At 35.8% G+C, this 17,136-nt stretch carries 22 protein-coding genes and 1 pseudogene; 17 read left to right on the forward strand and 6 right to left on the reverse strand.

The window, feature by feature from the left end; all coding sequences use genetic code 11:
• The first annotated feature begins 57 nt into the window (after positions 1-57).
• The 4 genes from Q1B07_RS15305 to crcB (Q1B07_RS15320) all read left to right on the forward strand — a co-directional run bounded on the left by Q1B07_RS15305 (position 58) and on the right by crcB (Q1B07_RS15320) (position 1,900).
• On the forward strand, positions 58-336 hold the full coding sequence (locus tag Q1B07_RS15305) for a metalloregulator ArsR/SmtB family transcription factor (RefSeq protein ID WP_299091649.1): 279 nt from the start codon (positions 58-60) through the stop codon (positions 334-336).
• Between the two features lie 98 nt (positions 337-434).
• Complete coding sequence (locus tag Q1B07_RS15310) at positions 435-818, forward strand: VOC family protein (protein WP_299091533.1); 384 nt, start codon at positions 435-437, stop codon at positions 816-818.
• A 342-nt stretch (positions 819-1,160) separates the two neighbouring features.
• Positions 1,161-1,535, forward strand: coding sequence for a fluoride efflux transporter CrcB (gene crcB, locus Q1B07_RS15315; RefSeq protein ID WP_299091537.1), 375 nt, complete (start codon positions 1,161-1,163; stop codon positions 1,533-1,535).
• Complete coding sequence (gene crcB / locus Q1B07_RS15320; RefSeq protein WP_299091651.1) at positions 1,535-1,900, forward strand: fluoride efflux transporter CrcB; 366 nt, start codon at positions 1,535-1,537, stop codon at positions 1,898-1,900. Before crcB (Q1B07_RS15315) ends, crcB (Q1B07_RS15320) begins: the two co-directional genes overlap by 1 nt.
• 88 nt (positions 1,901-1,988) lie before the next feature.
• Here crcB (Q1B07_RS15320) and Q1B07_RS15325 read toward each other — a convergent pair.
• A pseudogene (locus tag Q1B07_RS15325) lies at positions 1,989-2,449 on the reverse strand (PLP-dependent aminotransferase family protein); the annotation flags it as partial.
• Positions 2,450-2,564: 115 nt separating this feature from the next.
• Between Q1B07_RS15325 and Q1B07_RS15330 the strand changes: the two are divergent.
• A complete protein-coding gene (locus tag Q1B07_RS15330; RefSeq protein ID WP_299833006.1) occupies positions 2,565-2,759 on the forward strand; it encodes a hypothetical protein in 195 nt (64 codons plus the stop codon).
• A gap of 456 nt (positions 2,760-3,215) precedes the next feature.
• Here Q1B07_RS15330 and Q1B07_RS15335 read toward each other — a convergent pair whose 3' ends face one another.
• Positions 3,216-3,971 carry a putative protein N(5)-glutamine methyltransferase gene (locus Q1B07_RS15335; RefSeq protein ID WP_299091653.1) on the reverse strand — a complete coding sequence of 252 codons (756 nt, stop codon included), beginning with the start codon at positions 3,969-3,971 and terminating at the stop codon, positions 3,216-3,218.
• A gap of 390 nt (positions 3,972-4,361) precedes the next feature.
• Complete coding sequence (locus Q1B07_RS15340) at positions 4,362-5,237, reverse strand: DMT family transporter (RefSeq protein ID WP_299091541.1); 876 nt, start codon at positions 5,235-5,237, stop codon at positions 4,362-4,364.
• A gap of 520 nt (positions 5,238-5,757) precedes the next feature.
• Between Q1B07_RS15340 and Q1B07_RS15345 the strand changes: the two genes are divergently transcribed.
• The 4 genes from Q1B07_RS15345 (at position 5,758) to Q1B07_RS15360 (ending at position 8,395) form a co-directional block, all read left to right on the forward strand.
• Positions 5,758-6,234, forward strand: coding sequence for a MarR family transcriptional regulator (locus tag Q1B07_RS15345; RefSeq protein WP_299091544.1), 477 nt, complete (start codon positions 5,758-5,760; stop codon positions 6,232-6,234).
• Between the two features lie 361 nt (positions 6,235-6,595).
• Complete coding sequence (locus Q1B07_RS15350; RefSeq protein WP_366945205.1) at positions 6,596-6,895, forward strand: DUF3231 family protein; 300 nt, start codon at positions 6,596-6,598, stop codon at positions 6,893-6,895.
• Between the two features lie 163 nt (positions 6,896-7,058).
• On the forward strand, positions 7,059-7,667 hold the full coding sequence (locus tag Q1B07_RS15355; RefSeq protein WP_299091547.1) for a transglutaminase family protein: 609 nt from the start codon (positions 7,059-7,061) through the stop codon (positions 7,665-7,667).
• 197 nt (positions 7,668-7,864) lie between these two features.
• Complete coding sequence (locus tag Q1B07_RS15360; protein ID WP_299091549.1) at positions 7,865-8,395, forward strand: DinB family protein; 531 nt, start codon at positions 7,865-7,867, stop codon at positions 8,393-8,395.
• 149 nt (positions 8,396-8,544) lie between these two features.
• Here Q1B07_RS15360 and Q1B07_RS15365 read toward each other — a convergent pair whose 3' ends face one another.
• Both Q1B07_RS15365 and Q1B07_RS15370 read right to left on the reverse strand, forming a co-directional pair.
• Positions 8,545-9,189 carry a YitT family protein gene (locus Q1B07_RS15365; protein WP_299091551.1) on the reverse strand — a complete coding sequence of 215 codons (645 nt, stop codon included), beginning with the start codon at positions 9,187-9,189 and terminating at the stop codon, positions 8,545-8,547.
• Between the two features lie 20 nt (positions 9,190-9,209).
• The gene (locus Q1B07_RS15370) at positions 9,210-9,650 is read right to left on the reverse strand and encodes a GNAT family N-acetyltransferase (RefSeq protein WP_299091553.1); all 441 of its coding nucleotides are present in this window, start codon (positions 9,648-9,650) and stop codon (positions 9,210-9,212) included.
• Positions 9,651-9,775: 125 nt separating this feature from the next.
• Between Q1B07_RS15370 and Q1B07_RS15375 the strand changes: the two genes are divergently transcribed.
• The 5 genes from Q1B07_RS15375 to Q1B07_RS15395 all read left to right on the forward strand — a co-directional run bounded on the left by Q1B07_RS15375 (position 9,776) and on the right by Q1B07_RS15395 (position 12,597).
• Positions 9,776-10,228, forward strand: a complete 453-nt coding sequence (locus Q1B07_RS15375; RefSeq protein WP_299091555.1) for a MarR family winged helix-turn-helix transcriptional regulator — start codon at positions 9,776-9,778, stop codon at positions 10,226-10,228.
• 19 nt (positions 10,229-10,247) lie between these two features.
• A complete protein-coding gene (locus Q1B07_RS15380) occupies positions 10,248-10,766 on the forward strand; it encodes a GNAT family N-acetyltransferase (RefSeq protein WP_299091557.1) in 519 nt (172 codons plus the stop codon).
• A 139-nt stretch (positions 10,767-10,905) separates the two neighbouring features.
• Positions 10,906-11,457 carry a GNAT family N-acetyltransferase gene (locus tag Q1B07_RS15385; RefSeq protein WP_299091560.1) on the forward strand — a complete coding sequence of 184 codons (552 nt, stop codon included), beginning with the start codon at positions 10,906-10,908 and terminating at the stop codon, positions 11,455-11,457.
• A gap of 85 nt (positions 11,458-11,542) precedes the next feature.
• On the forward strand, positions 11,543-12,040 hold the full coding sequence (locus Q1B07_RS15390; protein ID WP_299091563.1) for a GNAT family N-acetyltransferase: 498 nt from the start codon (positions 11,543-11,545) through the stop codon (positions 12,038-12,040).
• A 47-nt stretch (positions 12,041-12,087) separates the two neighbouring features.
• Positions 12,088-12,597 (forward strand): tetratricopeptide repeat protein, encoded by a 510-nt coding sequence (locus Q1B07_RS15395; RefSeq protein ID WP_299091566.1) that lies wholly within the window; start codon positions 12,088-12,090, stop codon positions 12,595-12,597.
• A gap of 329 nt (positions 12,598-12,926) precedes the next feature.
• Here the strand turns inward: Q1B07_RS15395 and Q1B07_RS15400 are convergent, their stop codons facing one another.
• Positions 12,927-13,361, reverse strand: a complete 435-nt coding sequence (locus tag Q1B07_RS15400; protein WP_299091568.1) for a MarR family transcriptional regulator — start codon at positions 13,359-13,361, stop codon at positions 12,927-12,929.
• 371 nt (positions 13,362-13,732) lie between these two features.
• On the opposite strand from Q1B07_RS15400, the gene Q1B07_RS15405 reads away from it, so the two are divergent.
• From Q1B07_RS15405 to Q1B07_RS15415, 3 genes are all read left to right on the forward strand, one after another.
• On the forward strand, positions 13,733-14,977 hold the full coding sequence (locus Q1B07_RS15405) for an MFS transporter (protein ID WP_299091571.1): 1,245 nt from the start codon (positions 13,733-13,735) through the stop codon (positions 14,975-14,977).
• A 355-nt stretch (positions 14,978-15,332) separates the two neighbouring features.
• A complete protein-coding gene (locus Q1B07_RS15410; RefSeq protein ID WP_299091573.1) occupies positions 15,333-15,770 on the forward strand; it encodes a MarR family transcriptional regulator in 438 nt (145 codons plus the stop codon).
• Positions 15,771-15,959: 189 nt separating this feature from the next.
• The gene (locus Q1B07_RS15415; protein WP_299091576.1) at positions 15,960-16,991 is read left to right on the forward strand and encodes an NADH:flavin oxidoreductase/NADH oxidase; all 1,032 of its coding nucleotides are present in this window, start codon (positions 15,960-15,962) and stop codon (positions 16,989-16,991) included.
• Positions 16,992-17,136 lie beyond the last annotated feature (145 nt).

Below are 17,136 nucleotides of genomic sequence, written 5' to 3' on the forward strand. Positions count from 1 at the left end.
CAACCACACAGTTGCTTATATTTGACAAGCAACCGCAGAGTTGCTTATACTCGATATATGAATTGGGACAAAGACGCTATATTCAAAGCACTTGGCGACTCAACTCGACGGCTAATATTAGACGAACTTTCCGAACGCAACGAGCAGACGTTATATGAACTTACGGTACGTCTTATTACGAAGCACGACCTTTCCATTACCCGACAGGCGATAGCTAAACATCTTGCTGTTCTAGAAGATGCAGGGCTCGTAAAATCAAAAAGAAAGGGAAAATATCGAGTAGTTACATTTAACAACGAACCACTTAAAAATTTGCTAAAAGGATGGATAGAATAATTCATTTAAAAACTTCTGACGAATGTATGGTTTTTTCTGCTTGGAGCCAGATGTTTGCAGAGCACCACTGTGGTAAATAATAAAGGAGGCAAAACATTATGAAAATCATTGTTACCAGTCTATTCGTACAAGACCAAGACAAGGCACTGGAATTTTATTCAGAAAAGCTGGGATTTGTAAAAAAGCATGACGTTCCCATGGGGAAATTTAGGTGGATTACGCTTGTTTCTCCCGATGATCATGACGGTACCGAGCTTTTACTCGAACCGAATGATCATCCTGCTGCAAAGGAGTATCAAAAGAAGATATTTGCCGACGGCATCCCTGCAACAATGTTTGGCGTTGCAGATGTTCGCGAAGAGTACAAGCGATTACTGGAAAAAGGCGTGAAGTTTACAATGGAACCGACAGAAATGGGCGAAATCACCTTGGCTGTTTTCGACGATACATGCGGCAACCTTATTCAGATCGTTCAGAAGTAACTTCATGTTGAAGTTATCTATTTCTTAACAACTTTATTGGTAAGTTTTAAATTTGGGAAGTGTTTTTATCAAAATTTAAACCACTTTATGTTAACCCTGTCCTAACTTTTAGGACGGGGTTATGCATTTTTAGTGCCCAAAAATAAATGAAATTGTATCCCATCAAATGTAACATTGTGAATAAGTTTACTTAAACATAGCGGGTGCAAGAGCAGCAGAATATAATAGGTTACTGCGGCAGCCTTATTTCTATATCGTTCTTTAACTAACGAATATTTTAATAAGGATGCTAAAGATTTATAATAAAGGAAATTCTTTTATTGCAAGAAATGAGGATAAAAAATGATTTATTTTTTGGTTGGTATTGCAGGGGCACTTGGCGCAATTCTTAGATATTTAATTGGGTTAATGTTTTTTACAAATTCTTTATTCCCATTAGCTACTTTAAGCATTAATTTAATTGGAAGTTTTTTATTAGCTTGGCTCACTACCAATTTATTTAGGAGGCTTTCCTTTTCTAGTGTAGTAAAAACTGCTATCGGAACAGGCTTTGTCGGTTCCTTTACAACGTTCTCAACAGTAAGTGTTGAAACAGTAGAGTTATTTAAAAATGAGAGTTTTCTAATAGGAATCCTTTACGTTCTTGTCAATATTATTGGAGGAATTTTGATGAGTCGATTAGGTTTCAAACTTAATGTGGGGGAACAACAGGTATGATGCTGCTGCATATATTGTTGGTTGCAATTGGAGGCTTTTTTGGTGCAATAGCACGTTTTTCTATTAGCGAAATATTAAATAATAAACCTGCATCCAGAATTCCCTTGGGTACTCTCACTGTGAATTTATCCGGTGCATTTCTGTTAGGTTTCATCACAGGCGTAAAAGCTGATGCAATGCTTGGACTGTTATTTGGGACAGGTTTTATTGGAGCTTTTACCACTTTTTCTACGCTTAAATTTGAAATGATAAAGTTGTACTTAAATAAGTATAAAAAAGAATTTTTATTTTATACAGTGATCACTTATGGTGGTGGTCTTATCCTTGCTTATCTTGGATACACAATAGGTGTGATTTTTGCTTAAAAATCTAAATTTTAAAACCTTGTTCCGTTAACAGTGCAGTTTAGTGGATTAGGCACTGCAATATTAGATGAGAAAAAACCAACCCATTTTGTCTGCGGCGTTTTACGGGCATTACAGCACCAGTTGGATTATGAAACGTAGGGTCGGTATAAATGATTTTAGGTTTATACTTATCACACAAATTCTGAAGTAAATACACTCTCATCCCATCGCTGTCAACAGGAACGGAAAGTATTGTAACACCTCTCCCACGAAACACATCAATAGCTCCTGGATAAGTGGGAGCTTCCATAACTACTACATCACCTGGTCCAACAAAAGTACGAGCAATTAGGTAAATTCCTTGTAGTGAACCACTTGTAACTAAAATTTGATCAGTGGAAGTTGGCCGTCTATCGATTGTAAATACTCAACCATTGCCTGCCTAAGCGCTTTATCACCTTGAATCTCTCCATACTGTGAGAGAACTCTCGGATTTTCAGCAAGCATTTTATGAATCTCTTGCTCTAAATATCGATTAGGTAGAAGTCCAGGATCAATCATATTTGATGGAAAACTAGATATAAAGCACATTTATACTAAAAATAGGATGGTATACGTAGTGCTTATCAAGTCACAGCTGATATCATAAAGTTAGTGTTAATGATTATTTTAGAGGTGACTAATGATGGACTTCAGAGATGAAGCAAAAAGGTGCTATGAACAATCAATGAGAGATTACGGTCTTTCTGAACAGACAATTAAAGTTGCTTTGTGGGCCTTTGATACAGGTTTCTCGGTAGGTATGGTAAATGAAGCAAATCGAAAAGAACAGATTGAAATGCTAAAAAAGCTTCTTATTCAAAGTGTGATCCATTAAAGATTAACATTGGATTCAATTCAATCATACTCCGTTTTTTAATGTAAAAACAGCTTTCATTTAGAGTCATTTTAAACTAGATATGATCATTTATGATAAACGATCAATTTAGCAAATTAGTTTTATAAATTTATATTCCGGATTCATTTTAATAGGGTAAGGGAGAAACAGAATACATGTTATCACTTACCTCAACACTATACAGAAATGTTAACGAAAAAAGCACTTTAGTTGAATAATGAAAAATTTATTTATACATGAAAAATCATGTTACAGAAGAAAAACCCCTTTAGATACGGTTAAATGGTTCCATTTTGAGGTGAATATTCAAAATAACGAATAAAAATGCACCCGAAATGGATGATGAAATGGCAAACAAATAACCATAAAAATAAGATTCGTCTTAATTCACAAGACAAACCTTTATTTAACTAAAGCAGTTTAGCTGTAGATTACTTAACCAGATTTTGTTCCAATAACAACTGTTGCATCCATTTCTTCATCTCTAACTATTTTGGCAATTAGTCCAGCTTTAACAAAGATTTCAAAGGTTTTTGCACCCTGCAGTTCGCTCGTCTCTATCAATAGATGCCCCCCAGAAACAAGCCATTGGAGAGCCTCTTCCGCTATCATACGATGAAGGTCTAGTCCATCCTTTCCTCCGTCAAGTGCCACTTTGGGTTCATATAAACGTGACTCTCGGGGAAGGAGTTTTACTGAGTCAGTAGGAACGTAAGGTGCGTTAGCCACTATGATGTTCACTTTACCTCTCAATGAATGGGGCAATGCATCATATACGTCACCTTGATAAACGTGACCACCAATCTTAATTATGTTATGGGAAGCACATCGTACAGCAACGGGGTCAATATCAACGGAGTGCAATGAAATCTTTTTAAGATCGGTTACTATTGCAGCACCAACAGCACCAGACCCGCAACATAAATCCAAAACAATATCATATGGGCGGGTTAAAACTTTTGCTTGCTGAACCAGAAACTCCGTACGTCGACGTGGTATAAAAACTCCCCGTTCGACTTCTATTCGTAGACCACAAAACTTTGTAAACCCAAGCACGTATTCAAGAGGTAAACCACATATTCGTTTTTCTACCATATTCATTAGTTCCTCTATACTTCTAGCCTCAGAGGTAAGTAACTGTGTTTCTTCTTCAGCGAAGACACAACCCTCGCTCCGTAGTCTCTTAATTATGCTGTTTTCAGTTTTCTTATCTAAAAATAAATTATTTTTCTGTCCTATTTATCTCACCGCTTCTTTAATCACAAGTTATTTATCTTTTTTATTCTAGAAATAATATAAATGTCCTTCTTCTACTAAATAGTGATTAATTAACTCTTCATAATTTTATGATTTTTTGAAGTTTTCGGGATTCCTTTTATCTAACTGACAATCCTTTTTGTTAGTACAATACCTATTGTTGTAGTGAAAAAGGGGTGTCATTTTCCGATCTAAGAAAAAGCAAACCACACTGATTACAAGAAAAAATGACGTGCCATTTCGCACGTCATTTTTTATGTCATTTAGTCAATATGCACCCTTAAACGGAACCCTTTAAGATACGGTTGAAGAGGTTTTTAAATCTTATTTTTTCTCGATGATAACGAATAAAACACCTATGAGAATTAGGGTAGAGCCAAGCCAAAACATGACACCTATGCTCTCTCCTAGAATAAGCCATCCAAGTACTGTTCCAACCACGGGTTGAAAGAAGAAAAATATCCCTCCACTTGAGGCGTTAAGCATTTGTAATCCACGATTCCAAAGCAGGAATCCACCTGCTGTTGAGACAATTCCCAAATACAAGAGTCCTCCCCAAATGGTCGGGTGAGTCAGCTGGGAGATATCAATTGCGTGTAACCGCGGCAAAACAAAAGGGGTCAACACGATTAGGGCTACCAGAATGGAATAGGTCGTTACGACAATTTGAGAATAATCACTCGGCATACGCTTTACAAGGATAGACATGAGTGCCCATGTTAAAGCAGCAATAAACAGTGAAATACCACCAAGTTTACTGGACAAATCCAAATTCCCAACTCCAACAATAAGGAAAACCCCGAGTGTCGCTAAACAAACAGATAGTCCCTTTTTTAACGTCAACTGTTCTTTAAGGAGTAAGCGGGCAAAAATAACCATAAATGCTGGTGTTGAAGAAGTTATCATGGCTCCCATTTGTGCTGAGGATAGCATCGTGCCAGCTTCCTGAGCAACAATTGAAATGGCGTTACCAATAACTCCAATGGCTATGATTAGTAAGAAATAACGTTTCTCGATTCGCCATTTTTGTCGTGTTATAAAGCCAATAACGAGAAGAGCGACAATAGCCACTACATATCGAATCCACACAAGTTCCAGTGGAGGTATGACCGATACTACAATTTTAACAACAACGTACATGCCGCCCCAAATACTGGAAGCTAAAATTAAATATATTGAACCTAATAAGGTATTTTTCATTTCTTGTACCCTCCGTCTTTTATTTAGGTCGAAAATGCCCCTAACGGAGAGATGTAGACACCTTCACTCCATTAAGAGCAGAAGAGTGCTACTGGTACATCGTTTTCAAATAATGGAGTCCAATACATATTAATTCACCTCTAGTCTAATCTAACTAAAATTATTATAGTTTAAGAAATAATTATTTACCATATTAAATTTATATACAAACCCATATGGTTTATTAGCTTGGAGAAGCATTTCAAAACGGGCAAAGAAATTAAAATTTCCAGACTTTGAGTAAACTCTAAATAATATTCTTTCTTTAAGTCACAAAGGAAAAACAAAGATAATGGACGAGGTTATATTGACATATTTTATTGGATAAGATTTTATGAAAGAAAAGTCAATAAAAGTTAACAGAGACGATTACAATGTCCGAATTTACTCGGATGAAAATAAATTTACATAAACTTGACAAAAGTACGATATCGTATTAAATTAAAAGCAGGAAAATTATTCAAGTACATTGGAGACAAATATGAATCAATTATTATCTCTCTTTCTGCAAAATTGGATGAAACCATTGCTCATTGATCAAGAGATTAATGAAATTACGAAGAAAGTGACACGATCCGAATTGATTGCACTCATTATGTTAAAGCAAAGAGGAGAAGCAACAATGTCTCAGTTAGCGTCCGATATGGGACTTCAAAAAAGTACGCTCACAAATATCAGACAGCGCTTAACAAAGCGTGGACTGATTCACCACTATCGTGATGCAAATGATCAACGTATCATATGGATCAAGTTAACTACAGATGGTGAAGAGCTCGCGGACCGCGTCCTTGATACGATGAAACGTGTGCTTCAAAAAATAAAAGATGCTCTCACCTCGGAGGAACTGGAGCAACTAATTGTTTTGCTGCTTAAAGTAGCAAAGGTGGTTCAAACAACAGAGCAGCAACAGAAAGAAGAGCATACTACATTTAAGCGCATTAAAATCGAAGATGAGTAACTTGGGATTCTCTCCAGGTTAATCGTTTCGGCATAAAGAATATGTAAATTAAAGAGATAATGCCTAAAGTAATTGGAAACCATATACCTTTTGCAGACAAATCTAAATTTTGTATGAAATTTCCCATGATGTGTCTCCTTTAAGAGTGTTTATCGAAATCTAATATATAATTACTATTATTTGTTAATTTATAAGTATATATGCCTATAAGCCGTGAATAAAATAAGTGAAAAACAAAATGGGAAAAGAGTTTTTAGCTCTTTTCCCATTTTGAAGATCCTTTTTAATGCCAATAACCCTCGCATTAAGTTACCTAGATTTGTATTTGATATTCATTTTAGTGATGTTAAGTTAAGATGATTTGCAGCCACCTCTTTCATCAGATGTTTATATAACTGATTCCACAACACCACCATTTTCAGACAAACTAGCAATGTTTCATATGGCATTATTAACTTCAGCAGGATTAGGGAACTACTCAACAGCCGCAGCATCAAGTCAAAGAAATGACCTCATGCTAAATTATGAACGTCTATCGCTTGAAATCGCTTTATATGCGAAAGATGGTGCTGATATTATGATTCAAAATGTGTGGTTAGAGCAACCGCCTGGAACGTTAGATAAAGAGCAATTAACAAAAACTAAGAACCAAAATAGTTAAATTTTATTCGAAAGGAAGTGATGGGGAAGTTTAATAAATAAGGATTAAGCGACAATAAATTTTAGCATGTATTAAAGAAGGCGCGTTATATAGGAACGTGTCTTTTATTGAATAAATATCTATTTTAATGTATAATTATGCAAAAAAGAGGTGGGAAGTACATATGCAACTTATACCTGAATCTTCAGACATGACCGATTATTTAAAGGAGTTGGATGTGGTTGACTATTCACATTCCATAATTCAAAAAAAGGTTGATGAAATCTTTGGCAACGAACTTTCAGAAATAGAAAAGGTTAAAGCAGCTTTTGAGTTTGTACGAGATAATGTATCGCACTCTTGGGATATTCAAAGCAAAAGAGTTACTTGTAAAGCATCAGAGGTCCTTAAATATCGAGAAGGTATTTGTTATGCAAAATCTAATTTGTTAGCAGCACTATTAAGATCGGTAGGAATCCCAACAGGTTTTTGTTATCAACGGCTAATGATTTTTGACACTCCAGATGAAGGTTATTCTCTACATGCATTAAACGGAGTCTTTCTAAAGTCATTAAATCGTTGGATTCGTTTAGATGCTCGTGGAAATAAACCGGGAGTACAAGCAGAATTTTCAATAAACGAAGAAATTCTTGCATTTCCAATTAGAGAAGAGGTAGATGAAAAAGATTATCCTATCATATATACAACCCCTAACCCAAAGACTATCACTGCTTTAGAAGCAAATACGGATGCAATCGAAATGTACATACACCATTTACCAGATGCTTTATAAATTATTAATTACCTATCTTAGGTCAAAGTAACTTTTCAGCAGCCCATATATCATGCTCTTTAATCAGTTATAATGCAGGATAGTGTTAAATGACCTATTTAGAAATCACTAGATTGCAATTACGAGATTGGAAAGAAACAGACTGAGTGCCATTAAGTCAACTAAATGCAGATGAATAGCGAGGGAGGAAAAGATGGATGTTTTACGATTTACAAGGTGAAGCAAATATGTCACCAATTGTGGGAATATTATATTCCGCTGTGAAGGAAAATAGCCAACGACTACAATTAATCACTGATGGCATGTCTCAAGAAGAAATAGATTACAAGGGTCCAAATAACAAGTTTAATAGTACAGCTCAGTTAATACAACATATCATGTACGTAGACCTTAATTGGATTTATCGGATCAAAGGACAGCCACTTCCTGATTCTCTAAAAGAGCAATATGGCCCCATGATAGATGCAAACAATAGGCTTCCGATGGTCAAAGGGAAGTCTTTGCTCACACTTATAACTGACTATGAAGGTGTAATAAAATTGTTGGAAGATACATGTACACAATTAACAGATGCTGATCTAGACAAAGTTGTCACTTTTGGACATGAAAACGAAAAGCAAGCAACCATTCGATGGGGCATATGGCATATGGCTGACCATAATCGCTATCATCAGGCTCATATCAATCAGCTTAGAAAGTGGTATAAGGAAAATTCTCTTTCAAATTAAATGTAGAAAATACGTAAATGAATGCTGACGATACCCCTAAACATAACTGGTGCTTACCTAACAGAGTTTGGTTGCTACAATGAAGCCCCTTGTACATCACAAAAGTAAATTTGGGGCTGGTTCGTTAAACAAGAAAAATAAAAAGCATTCTATATTGATTGCTTTTTATTTTTATCATAATTTACTAATGTACTAGAGTTTGTTAAAAAGCGGTCCAATACTTTTTCAGTAATTGGCATAAAGTAATTAAGGATTAGCCCACCTAAACAAACGGTTAATAACGTTCCAACGCCAATTGGTCCATTTAAAATCAAGGCCATGATCAAGAATATGAGGTAAATGAATGTTCTCGAAAAAAATATATTCGTTCTCGTTAATTCCTTTATGATTAATGTTAATCGGTCAACTGGAATCGGTGCAAAGTTTGTTTGTAAATATGTTGCAGTTCCTACTCCTATAAAAACTAAGCCGATTCCAAAACAAACAACTTTGCTGTACCATAGTTCAGGTGTTATAAAAAAGTGCAATAAAAAAAGCCACATATCAATACCAATACCCGTTATAAATGCTGTTAATAACCCCAAAACTTCTGGTTTTTGTCTTATTAATAACGAATTACAACAAATCAATAGTAAAGCTATTATGATTTCCCAGCTTCCTACAGTAAGCCCCACATTTAAGGATAGTCCTACCAAAAGTGCATCAAAAGGTGAAGTTCCAAGGTCAGATTGTATCGTAAAAGAAATACCAAGGGTTAAAATTAAAATTCCTAATACATAAAAAACATATTTCACTTCACTCGACCTCTTTATTATTATTTTCTAGACAATTCTTTGAGCATTAAAATGTGTGGGATACCATCCTCCATAAAGATATTAGATGCAATACGATAACCAAGTTTTTTATAAAAACCTTTTGCCTGTGTTTGTCCATGTAATTTAACCTGTGAGGCTCCCCGTTCTTCCGCAATTTCTTCCAAGGCTTTTATAATAATTTTTCCAAGACCAAATTTTCGGTAAGATTCGAGAATGCAGATTCTTTCCAATTTGCCTACTCCATCAATAAACCTTATTTTTCCCGTTCCGACTGGTTGTTCATTGTAATGGACTAATATATGTTCGCAAAGTCCATTCAGTGTATCAAATTGATCAAATTCATCTTCTAGTGGTACACCTTGTTCTTTTACAAATACTTCTTTTCTTATAGCAAATGCTACCCTTAAATCTTCATCGATCGTTACTCTTTTTACTTTCATTTTTATCAGTCCTTTTAAATAAAATTGCTTATCATTTTTGTTGCAAATGCAACAAAAATACAATATATTAAATTTAACCTAACTTTATTGCATTTACAACAAAAATATGTAAAAAGGAGTTAAATATGAAGGAAATTCTTCGTGAAATTGGAATGATCGCAAGGGCATTAGATTCTATAAGTAATATCGAATTTAAAGAATATGACCTTACAAAAGGGCAGTATTTGTACCTTGTGCGAGTATGTGAAAACCCGGGAATCATTCAAGAAAAGTTGGCTGAGATGATAAAAGTAGATCGGACAACAGCAGCTCGTGCTATAAAAAAACTTGAAATGAATGGCTTTATCGAAAAGAAAGAAGATAAACATAACAAAAAAATTAAAAAACTCTTTCCAACAGAGAAAGGGAAAAATGTTTATCCTTTTATAAAAAGAGAAAATGATTATTCCAATACCGTTGCATTAGAGGGATTTTCCGAAAGTGAAGTAGAAACCATTTTCCATCTTCTCCAAAGAGTAAGAAAAAATATAGAAAAAGACTGGGAATTTGTAAAAAAGGGAAATAAGAGAAATTATTGATTATATAAAGGAGCGACATATGAACATAAATATAAAAAAATGTACCCTTGAAGATTTACACAAACTTCAAGAAATTAGTTATGAAACATTTTATGAGACATTCAAGCATCAGAATTCACCCGAAAATATGAATGCTTATTTGGAAAGGGCATTTAACATAAAACAATTAGAAAAAGAATTATCCAATATTTTCTCGCAATTCTTTTTTGTTTATTTTAATAAAGAGGTCGCTGGGTATTTAAAAGTCAATACAAATGATGCTCAGTCTGAAGAAATGGGTGATGAATCACTTGAAATCGAGAGGATTTATATTAAGAACAAATTTCAAAAACATGGACTTGGTAAATATCTGCTAAATAAAGCAATGGAAATTGCGATAGAAAGAAATAAAAAGAAAATCTGGTTAGGCGTATGGGAGAAAAATGAAAATGCCCTTGCTTTTTATAAGAAAATGGGGTTTGTTCAATCTGGAGCCCACTCCTTTTATATGGGTGATGAAGAACAAATGGATTATATTATGACCAAAACACTCATATAACTTTTTTGAAAGCACAGCGGTAACATGTCAATCCCCTAAAATTAGAAATACTTTATAGTACCTGAAATTATAGCGTTTGTAACCATAACGTTTTAAATTGTCAAAATCCTGACACTATCACTATTAGGAGATGATTTTAATGAAAAGAATTCCAGTTAAAATGGTGAGAAAAGATTTGTTGGATATTCCTGAATATTCGCTTCCAACTGGATTTCGAATAAGGTTATTTGAAAAAGGTGACGAACAAAATTGGGCTAAGGTTGAAGCTAGTGTAAATGAATTTAAAAACGAGAAAGATGCATTAGATCACTTCCTTAAAGAATTTGGACCATATATTAATGAGATGTCCATGCGGTGTGTTTTCATTGAGAATAAAAATGGTGAAGTGATTGGAACAACAACAGCATGGTATGGCGACTTAAATAACGATGGAGAAATATGGGGAAGAATCCACTGGGTAGGTGTTGCTCCAGAATATCAAGGGTCAAAACTTTCAAAGCCTTTACTTAGTGCTGCTATGAATATTTTGACCAATTACCATTCAAAAGCCTATCTTACGTCTCAAACTACAAGCTATAAAGCGATCAATATGTACTTAAACTATGGATTTGAACCTTTAATTACAGGTCCTAGCTGTTATGAAGCTTGGACCTTATTAGAAAATAGTTTAAACCGAAAAATATTAAAGTAGCTTTAAATGAAAGTTTGTCCGTTAAAAGTAGATAATCCTATAGTAAAATAAATATAAAATTCATATTGATTATAGGGAGAGAACGATGGAGATAAGACTTTTAAATCCACTAGATGCAAAGAACTATCTTGATCTACGGTTAGAAGCTTTACAAAATAGCCCTGAAGCATTTTCTTCTAGCTATGAAGAGGAGAAAGATCATCCTGTAGAAAAATACGAAATCAGGTTTCGATCTCAAGACTCGTTTACCTTCGGTGCGTTTGAAAATGAAAAACTTTTTGGTGCAGTTACGTTGGTAAAAGAAAAGAAGCTTAAGCTGAAACATAGAGCGAATATCTTTGCTATGTACGTTTCTCCTGATAAACGCGGCATGGGTGCTGGAAAGTGTTTAATGCAGGAGGCAATTAAAAAGGCAAAAGAAATGGTAGAAATTGAGCAAATTTATTTAACTGTGATGTCCACTAATCATTCAGCAAAAAGACTTTATTCTTCTTTAGGGTTTGAAATTTTTGGAACAGATAAAAGAGCAATAAAATTAAATGATACATATTTTAATGAAGATTTAATGGTTTTATTTCTTTAGAAGATGCCTAAAAAATTGTATAAACAACAACGTTAGGAGGAGAGCATATGAGTCAAAATGAAAAGGATTGTAGTTTTACAGAACAAAATACCCAAATAATCGATTTTAATGAAAAAAAATCAAAGATTAATGTTGATGAAGGAATTAAATGGTTACGCGCAGCCATTCAATCAGGGGACATAGGTGCTATGAATGAGATGGCATATCTGTTGTTAACAGGAAAAGTAGTCAAGCAAGATGTTGAAGAAGGAGAAAAATGGCTTAGAAGGTCTGCTGAAATGGGTGATCGATGGGCTATGATGGAATTAGGCTACCGGCTGCTTGTTGGAGAAGATCTCAAGAAAGATGCTGTAGAAGGAGAAAAATGGCTTAGAAAGTCAGCTGAATTAGAATATCCAACTGCAATGAGAATACTAGGTTATCGATTATTAGCAGGACGAGAATTAGGGCAAAATATAGAAGAAGGGGAAAAGTGGTTACGGAAAGCTGCTGAAGCAGGGGAAGCTATTGCGATGAGAGAATGGGGAAAATACTTAATAAATGGGTTCATTAAGTAACTTAATGAACAATCATTTAAAATAAAAAAGCCATTATAAACTATCTAATTGTTCCGAAAGGGCACTTTCCAGGATCAGGATAGACGCTCATTTACTCCAACGTCAACCAAATGAAAGTGGTTACAATAAACTGAGTTTACCATTAACAACTAAAGTATTTTCGAAAGACGATTTTGCTGCATGAAAACATTCTATAGAGGCTGTGCCAAAAGTGTAAAATTTTCTGGCATGCCTCTTACCTATATGATCCTCTATTTTTTCTGCTTGTTGTTCTTTTAAACATATTTAACAATTAATAAGGAGTATACCAAAAGTAATAAAAGCTAATTTCATTTTTTTCTCATGGACGATTCGTTAAATTTTTTTAACAGCTCTCCGAAACTTTCACATTCCTCATCAGACCATTCGTTTAGAACTTCTGTTAATCGATCCAATCGAGCTTGCTTATTTTCCAATAATACCTTTGTTCCCGAATCTGTAATCTGATAAAAATAAGCTCTTCCATCTGTTGGGTCTGGAACTTTGATCACATATCCTTTTTGCTCGAGGGCTGCAGCTTGCCTGCTTACAGTAGATATATCCAATTGAAATTCATCGGCCAAAAATTTAACTCCTGAAGAACCATCAATGTAAAGTTGATGTAATAAAAGATAGGCAGATCGGTCCAATGGCCAATTTTTTTTATCCGAGGTAATCGTTGTGAGACGGCGAACCAAGACGGCCATTTCCAGCTCTATTGTTTCCAGTGAATGTTGATTATTCATTTCTTTACCACCTTAAAATTGCTCTCTATATTCATGATAACCTACTATATTCGATTGTCAATTTAGTTACGTTTCACATTGAATTTTACAACCATATAGTTGTATGATACAATTAAATGGTTGTATCATACAATTACTTTCGCTTTGTTTTTTACAGAAATAATCGTCATCTAACTAAAAAATAGTCTATACCGTAACCACTATTCTGAGCCAAGGTTATAAAGAGGTCCTGTACACTCTGGCATTGAAAAATTTTGGGCAACCGTTTCATTGCGTAATGACAGAAATGGAATTATTTACGAATTAAGTGATTGTAATCATTGGAATCGAATCGATTCTCAGAAAAATAGATTTATAAAGGAGAGAAATAAATGTCATCAACTACTCAAAACGCTTCAACTTTTATAAGCAAGACAAAACCATCGATTCCTGAAGAAGGAGGTCTTCTTCAGCAGCCAAAGGCAGTATGGGCAGTCTTTTTCGCTTGCATTATTGCTTTTATGGGGCTTGGCCTCGTGGATCCAATTTTGCATGCCATTGCTGAGCAATTAGATGCAACACATACACAAGTAACCCTGCTTTTTACCAGCTATAATGCTGTCATGGCGGTTGCGATGTTAATAACCGGCATGATTTCTTCTAGAATTGGAATTAAATGGACTTTGCTTGCTGGTATTGTCATTATTGCGATATTTTCAGCACTTGGGGGATTTTCAAGCGACATCTGGTCACTTGTTGGGCTTCGTGGTGGATGGGGTCTTGGAAACGCACTGTTCGTTGCTACGGCTTTGGCAGCTATCGTATCTCTTTCAACTAGTGGAACCGCTCAAGCGATTATTTTGTATGAGGCAGCAATAGGACTAGGAATTTCCGTTGGACCATTGCTTGGCGGCTGGTTGGGAGCCATGTCATGGAGAGGTCCGTTTCTAGGTGTTGCGACATTAATGGTTATTGCCTTTATTGGACTTTACATTCTTATGCCTAAATCTTCCGTTGGAAAATCGGTAAAATCGAAAACATCTCTAATGGATCCGTTCAGGGCATTAAAACACCGTTCTCTTTTGGTTTTTGGGATTGCAGCTGCTTTATATAACTTTGGATTTTTTACTTTATTGGCTTACGCTCCCTTCGTTATGGGATTAGATGAGCATGGTTTAGGATTTGTGTTCCTTGGTTGGGGGATTTTACTAGCCGTGACCTCTGTTTTCATGGCACCAAAGCTCGGGGAATGGTTTGGAACAATAAAATCGATGAGTCTTATGTTGATCTTATTTGCTGTACTCTTAGGCGCAATGGGGATTTGGACCTCGACACAATGGGTGGTTATTGCTTCGGTCATTCTCGCTGGTGCATTATTAGGAAATAACAATACGTTAATTACGACTGCCGTTATGAATGCTGCACCTGTCGAACGATCTACAGCATCTGCTGCTTACAGTTTCCTTCGTTTCATTGGTGGAGCAATTGCCCCATTTACGGCAGGTAAACTTGCTGAAATATACAACCCAAGTGTACCTTTCATTGTTGGTGCAGTGTTCGTACTTATTTCAGTAGTCTTTATTTGGGTCAATTATAAGCATGTTCAACATGTTGATCATATAGAATCCGCTCATTAATAGAAGGGGGGATCTGGCGAATGGCAGATCCTCTTGTATCATATATGAACCACTTAAGAGTTAAAACGTGACACCTTAGCTGATTGGTATTTAAGATTAGAATACCTGTTCCACCTCGTGCTAAATTGAGAGGAATACCTGCCTTAACTAAAACATGGAAGAACAGATAGGATGGTAACATCTAAGCACTTTTCAAAAATAGCAACGAATTGCTTAACACCGAAAATTGAATGATTTGACGATCCCTAAAACGACTTGATAATATAAAAGAACAACATCAGGTTTTAGTGACAGTTTAATTAGCAAATCGCTATGATTCATGAAAATTAGAAAGACCTAGAATAGGTGGCTATAAATGGAAGCAAATCAATCAAATCAACTGATCTCAAGCTGGTTATCATTTACACACATCCAAGCAAAAATTACGGATCAATTAGAAACGATCCTTCAAGAAAAGCATCAATTATCGGTAAAGGAATTTTATGTGCTATTATTTTTATCAGAGGTTCCTGAGAAAAAATTAAAGCTGCAGCAGCTGCAAACAATGGTTGGCTTAAGTCAAAGTGCCATGTCGCGCCTTGTCAGCAGATTTGAAGCAAAGGGCTGTGGTGCCTTAAAACGCCATCATTGTGTAGACGACCGCAGAGCAATTTATACCTCCTTGACAAAAGAAGGGGAGGAAAAGCTAAAAAAAGCGCTCGTTACATTTCAAGAAACACTTGAACAGGCGTTTGCTGATGAAGACATTCAGGCAGAACTAAAGGGCATTATTATGCGTCATATTCAACAATAAGGGATATCTTTATATCCCATTTTTGTTAAGTAATGCATTTCATTTGACGATGTGATTTCCCATATGCTAATTTGTATGCATGCACATACATTTACAACCTGAAGTTTCTTTTTCCTAGGCTGACAGAATTGTGAATGAAAACCTTCAAAATGTGCTCATTACAATGCAATGAAAAAAGGAGTTTTATTCATGGAACATTTATTTAGCCCTTATACGCTTAAAGGTTTAGAATTAAAAAATCGCGTCGTGATGCCGCCAATGTGTCAGTACTCTGTCACCAATAAAGATGGGATTGCCACAGATTGGCATTACGTCCATTATGTAAGTCGCGCCATTGGAGGTGCAGGTTTAATAATTATCGAAATGACGGATGTTGAACCTGATGGCCGTATTTCCGATTATGATTTAGGCTTATGGTCAGATGAGCAAATCCCGGCTTTAAAACGAATTGTCGATGCTTGTCATGAGCATGGAGCGAAAGTGGGGATCCAAATTGCGCACGCCGGCCGAAAAGCAGAAGATGCTGAAGTCCCAGTGGCACCATCGGCAATTCCTTTTGATAAAAACTCAAAAACACCGAGAGAGCTTTCCACAGATGAAGTAAAAGAAATGGTCGAAAAATTCCGTTTAGCTATCCGTCGCGCCGTAAAAGCAGGGGTGGATGTGATCGAGCTCCATGGTGCACATGGCTACTTGATTCACCAATTCCATTCAGCTTATACAAATAAACGAACAGATGAGTACGGAAAAGAGCGAACAAAATTTGGCGTGGAAATCATCGAAGCAGCAAAAAGTGAAATGCCTGGTGACATGCCGTTAATTATGCGTATTTCTGCAAGAGAATATGTAGAAGGCGGATATGGCATTGAAGAAAGCATTGAGTTTTCTAAAGTGTATCAAAAAGCAGGCGTCGATATGTTTCATGTCAGTGCTGGCGGAGAAGGGCAGATTGCGGCTGCCGGTAAACCAGGTACACATGTTGCCTACCAAGTGCCACTAGCAAGAGCCATTAAGCAAGAACTAAACATCCCAGTCATTGCCGTTGGACGACTTGATGAACCAGCGCTCGCGAACTCAGTCATTGGAAATGAAGAGGCTGATTTAGTTGCAGTCGGAAGAGGGATGTTACGAAATCCGTACTGGACATTGGAAGCTGCAACCGTCCTGCTTAAAGAAACAGAATTGCCAAAGCAATATCTTCCAGGATTCCCAAGAAGATAATTTTGACTAAACAATAAGAACGAGTGTCTTTTTTGACACTGGTTCTTGATTAAAAAGATAAACTATACATTAGTTATGGTTTATCTTTTAACCGGTTAAACCTATAATAGATGAAGAGTTATGTAGTTTACTAGAAAATGTCTGT

This window comes from uncultured Metabacillus sp. (assembly GCF_947503125.1).
Lineage (GTDB): Bacteria > Bacillota > Bacilli > Bacillales > Bacillaceae > Metabacillus.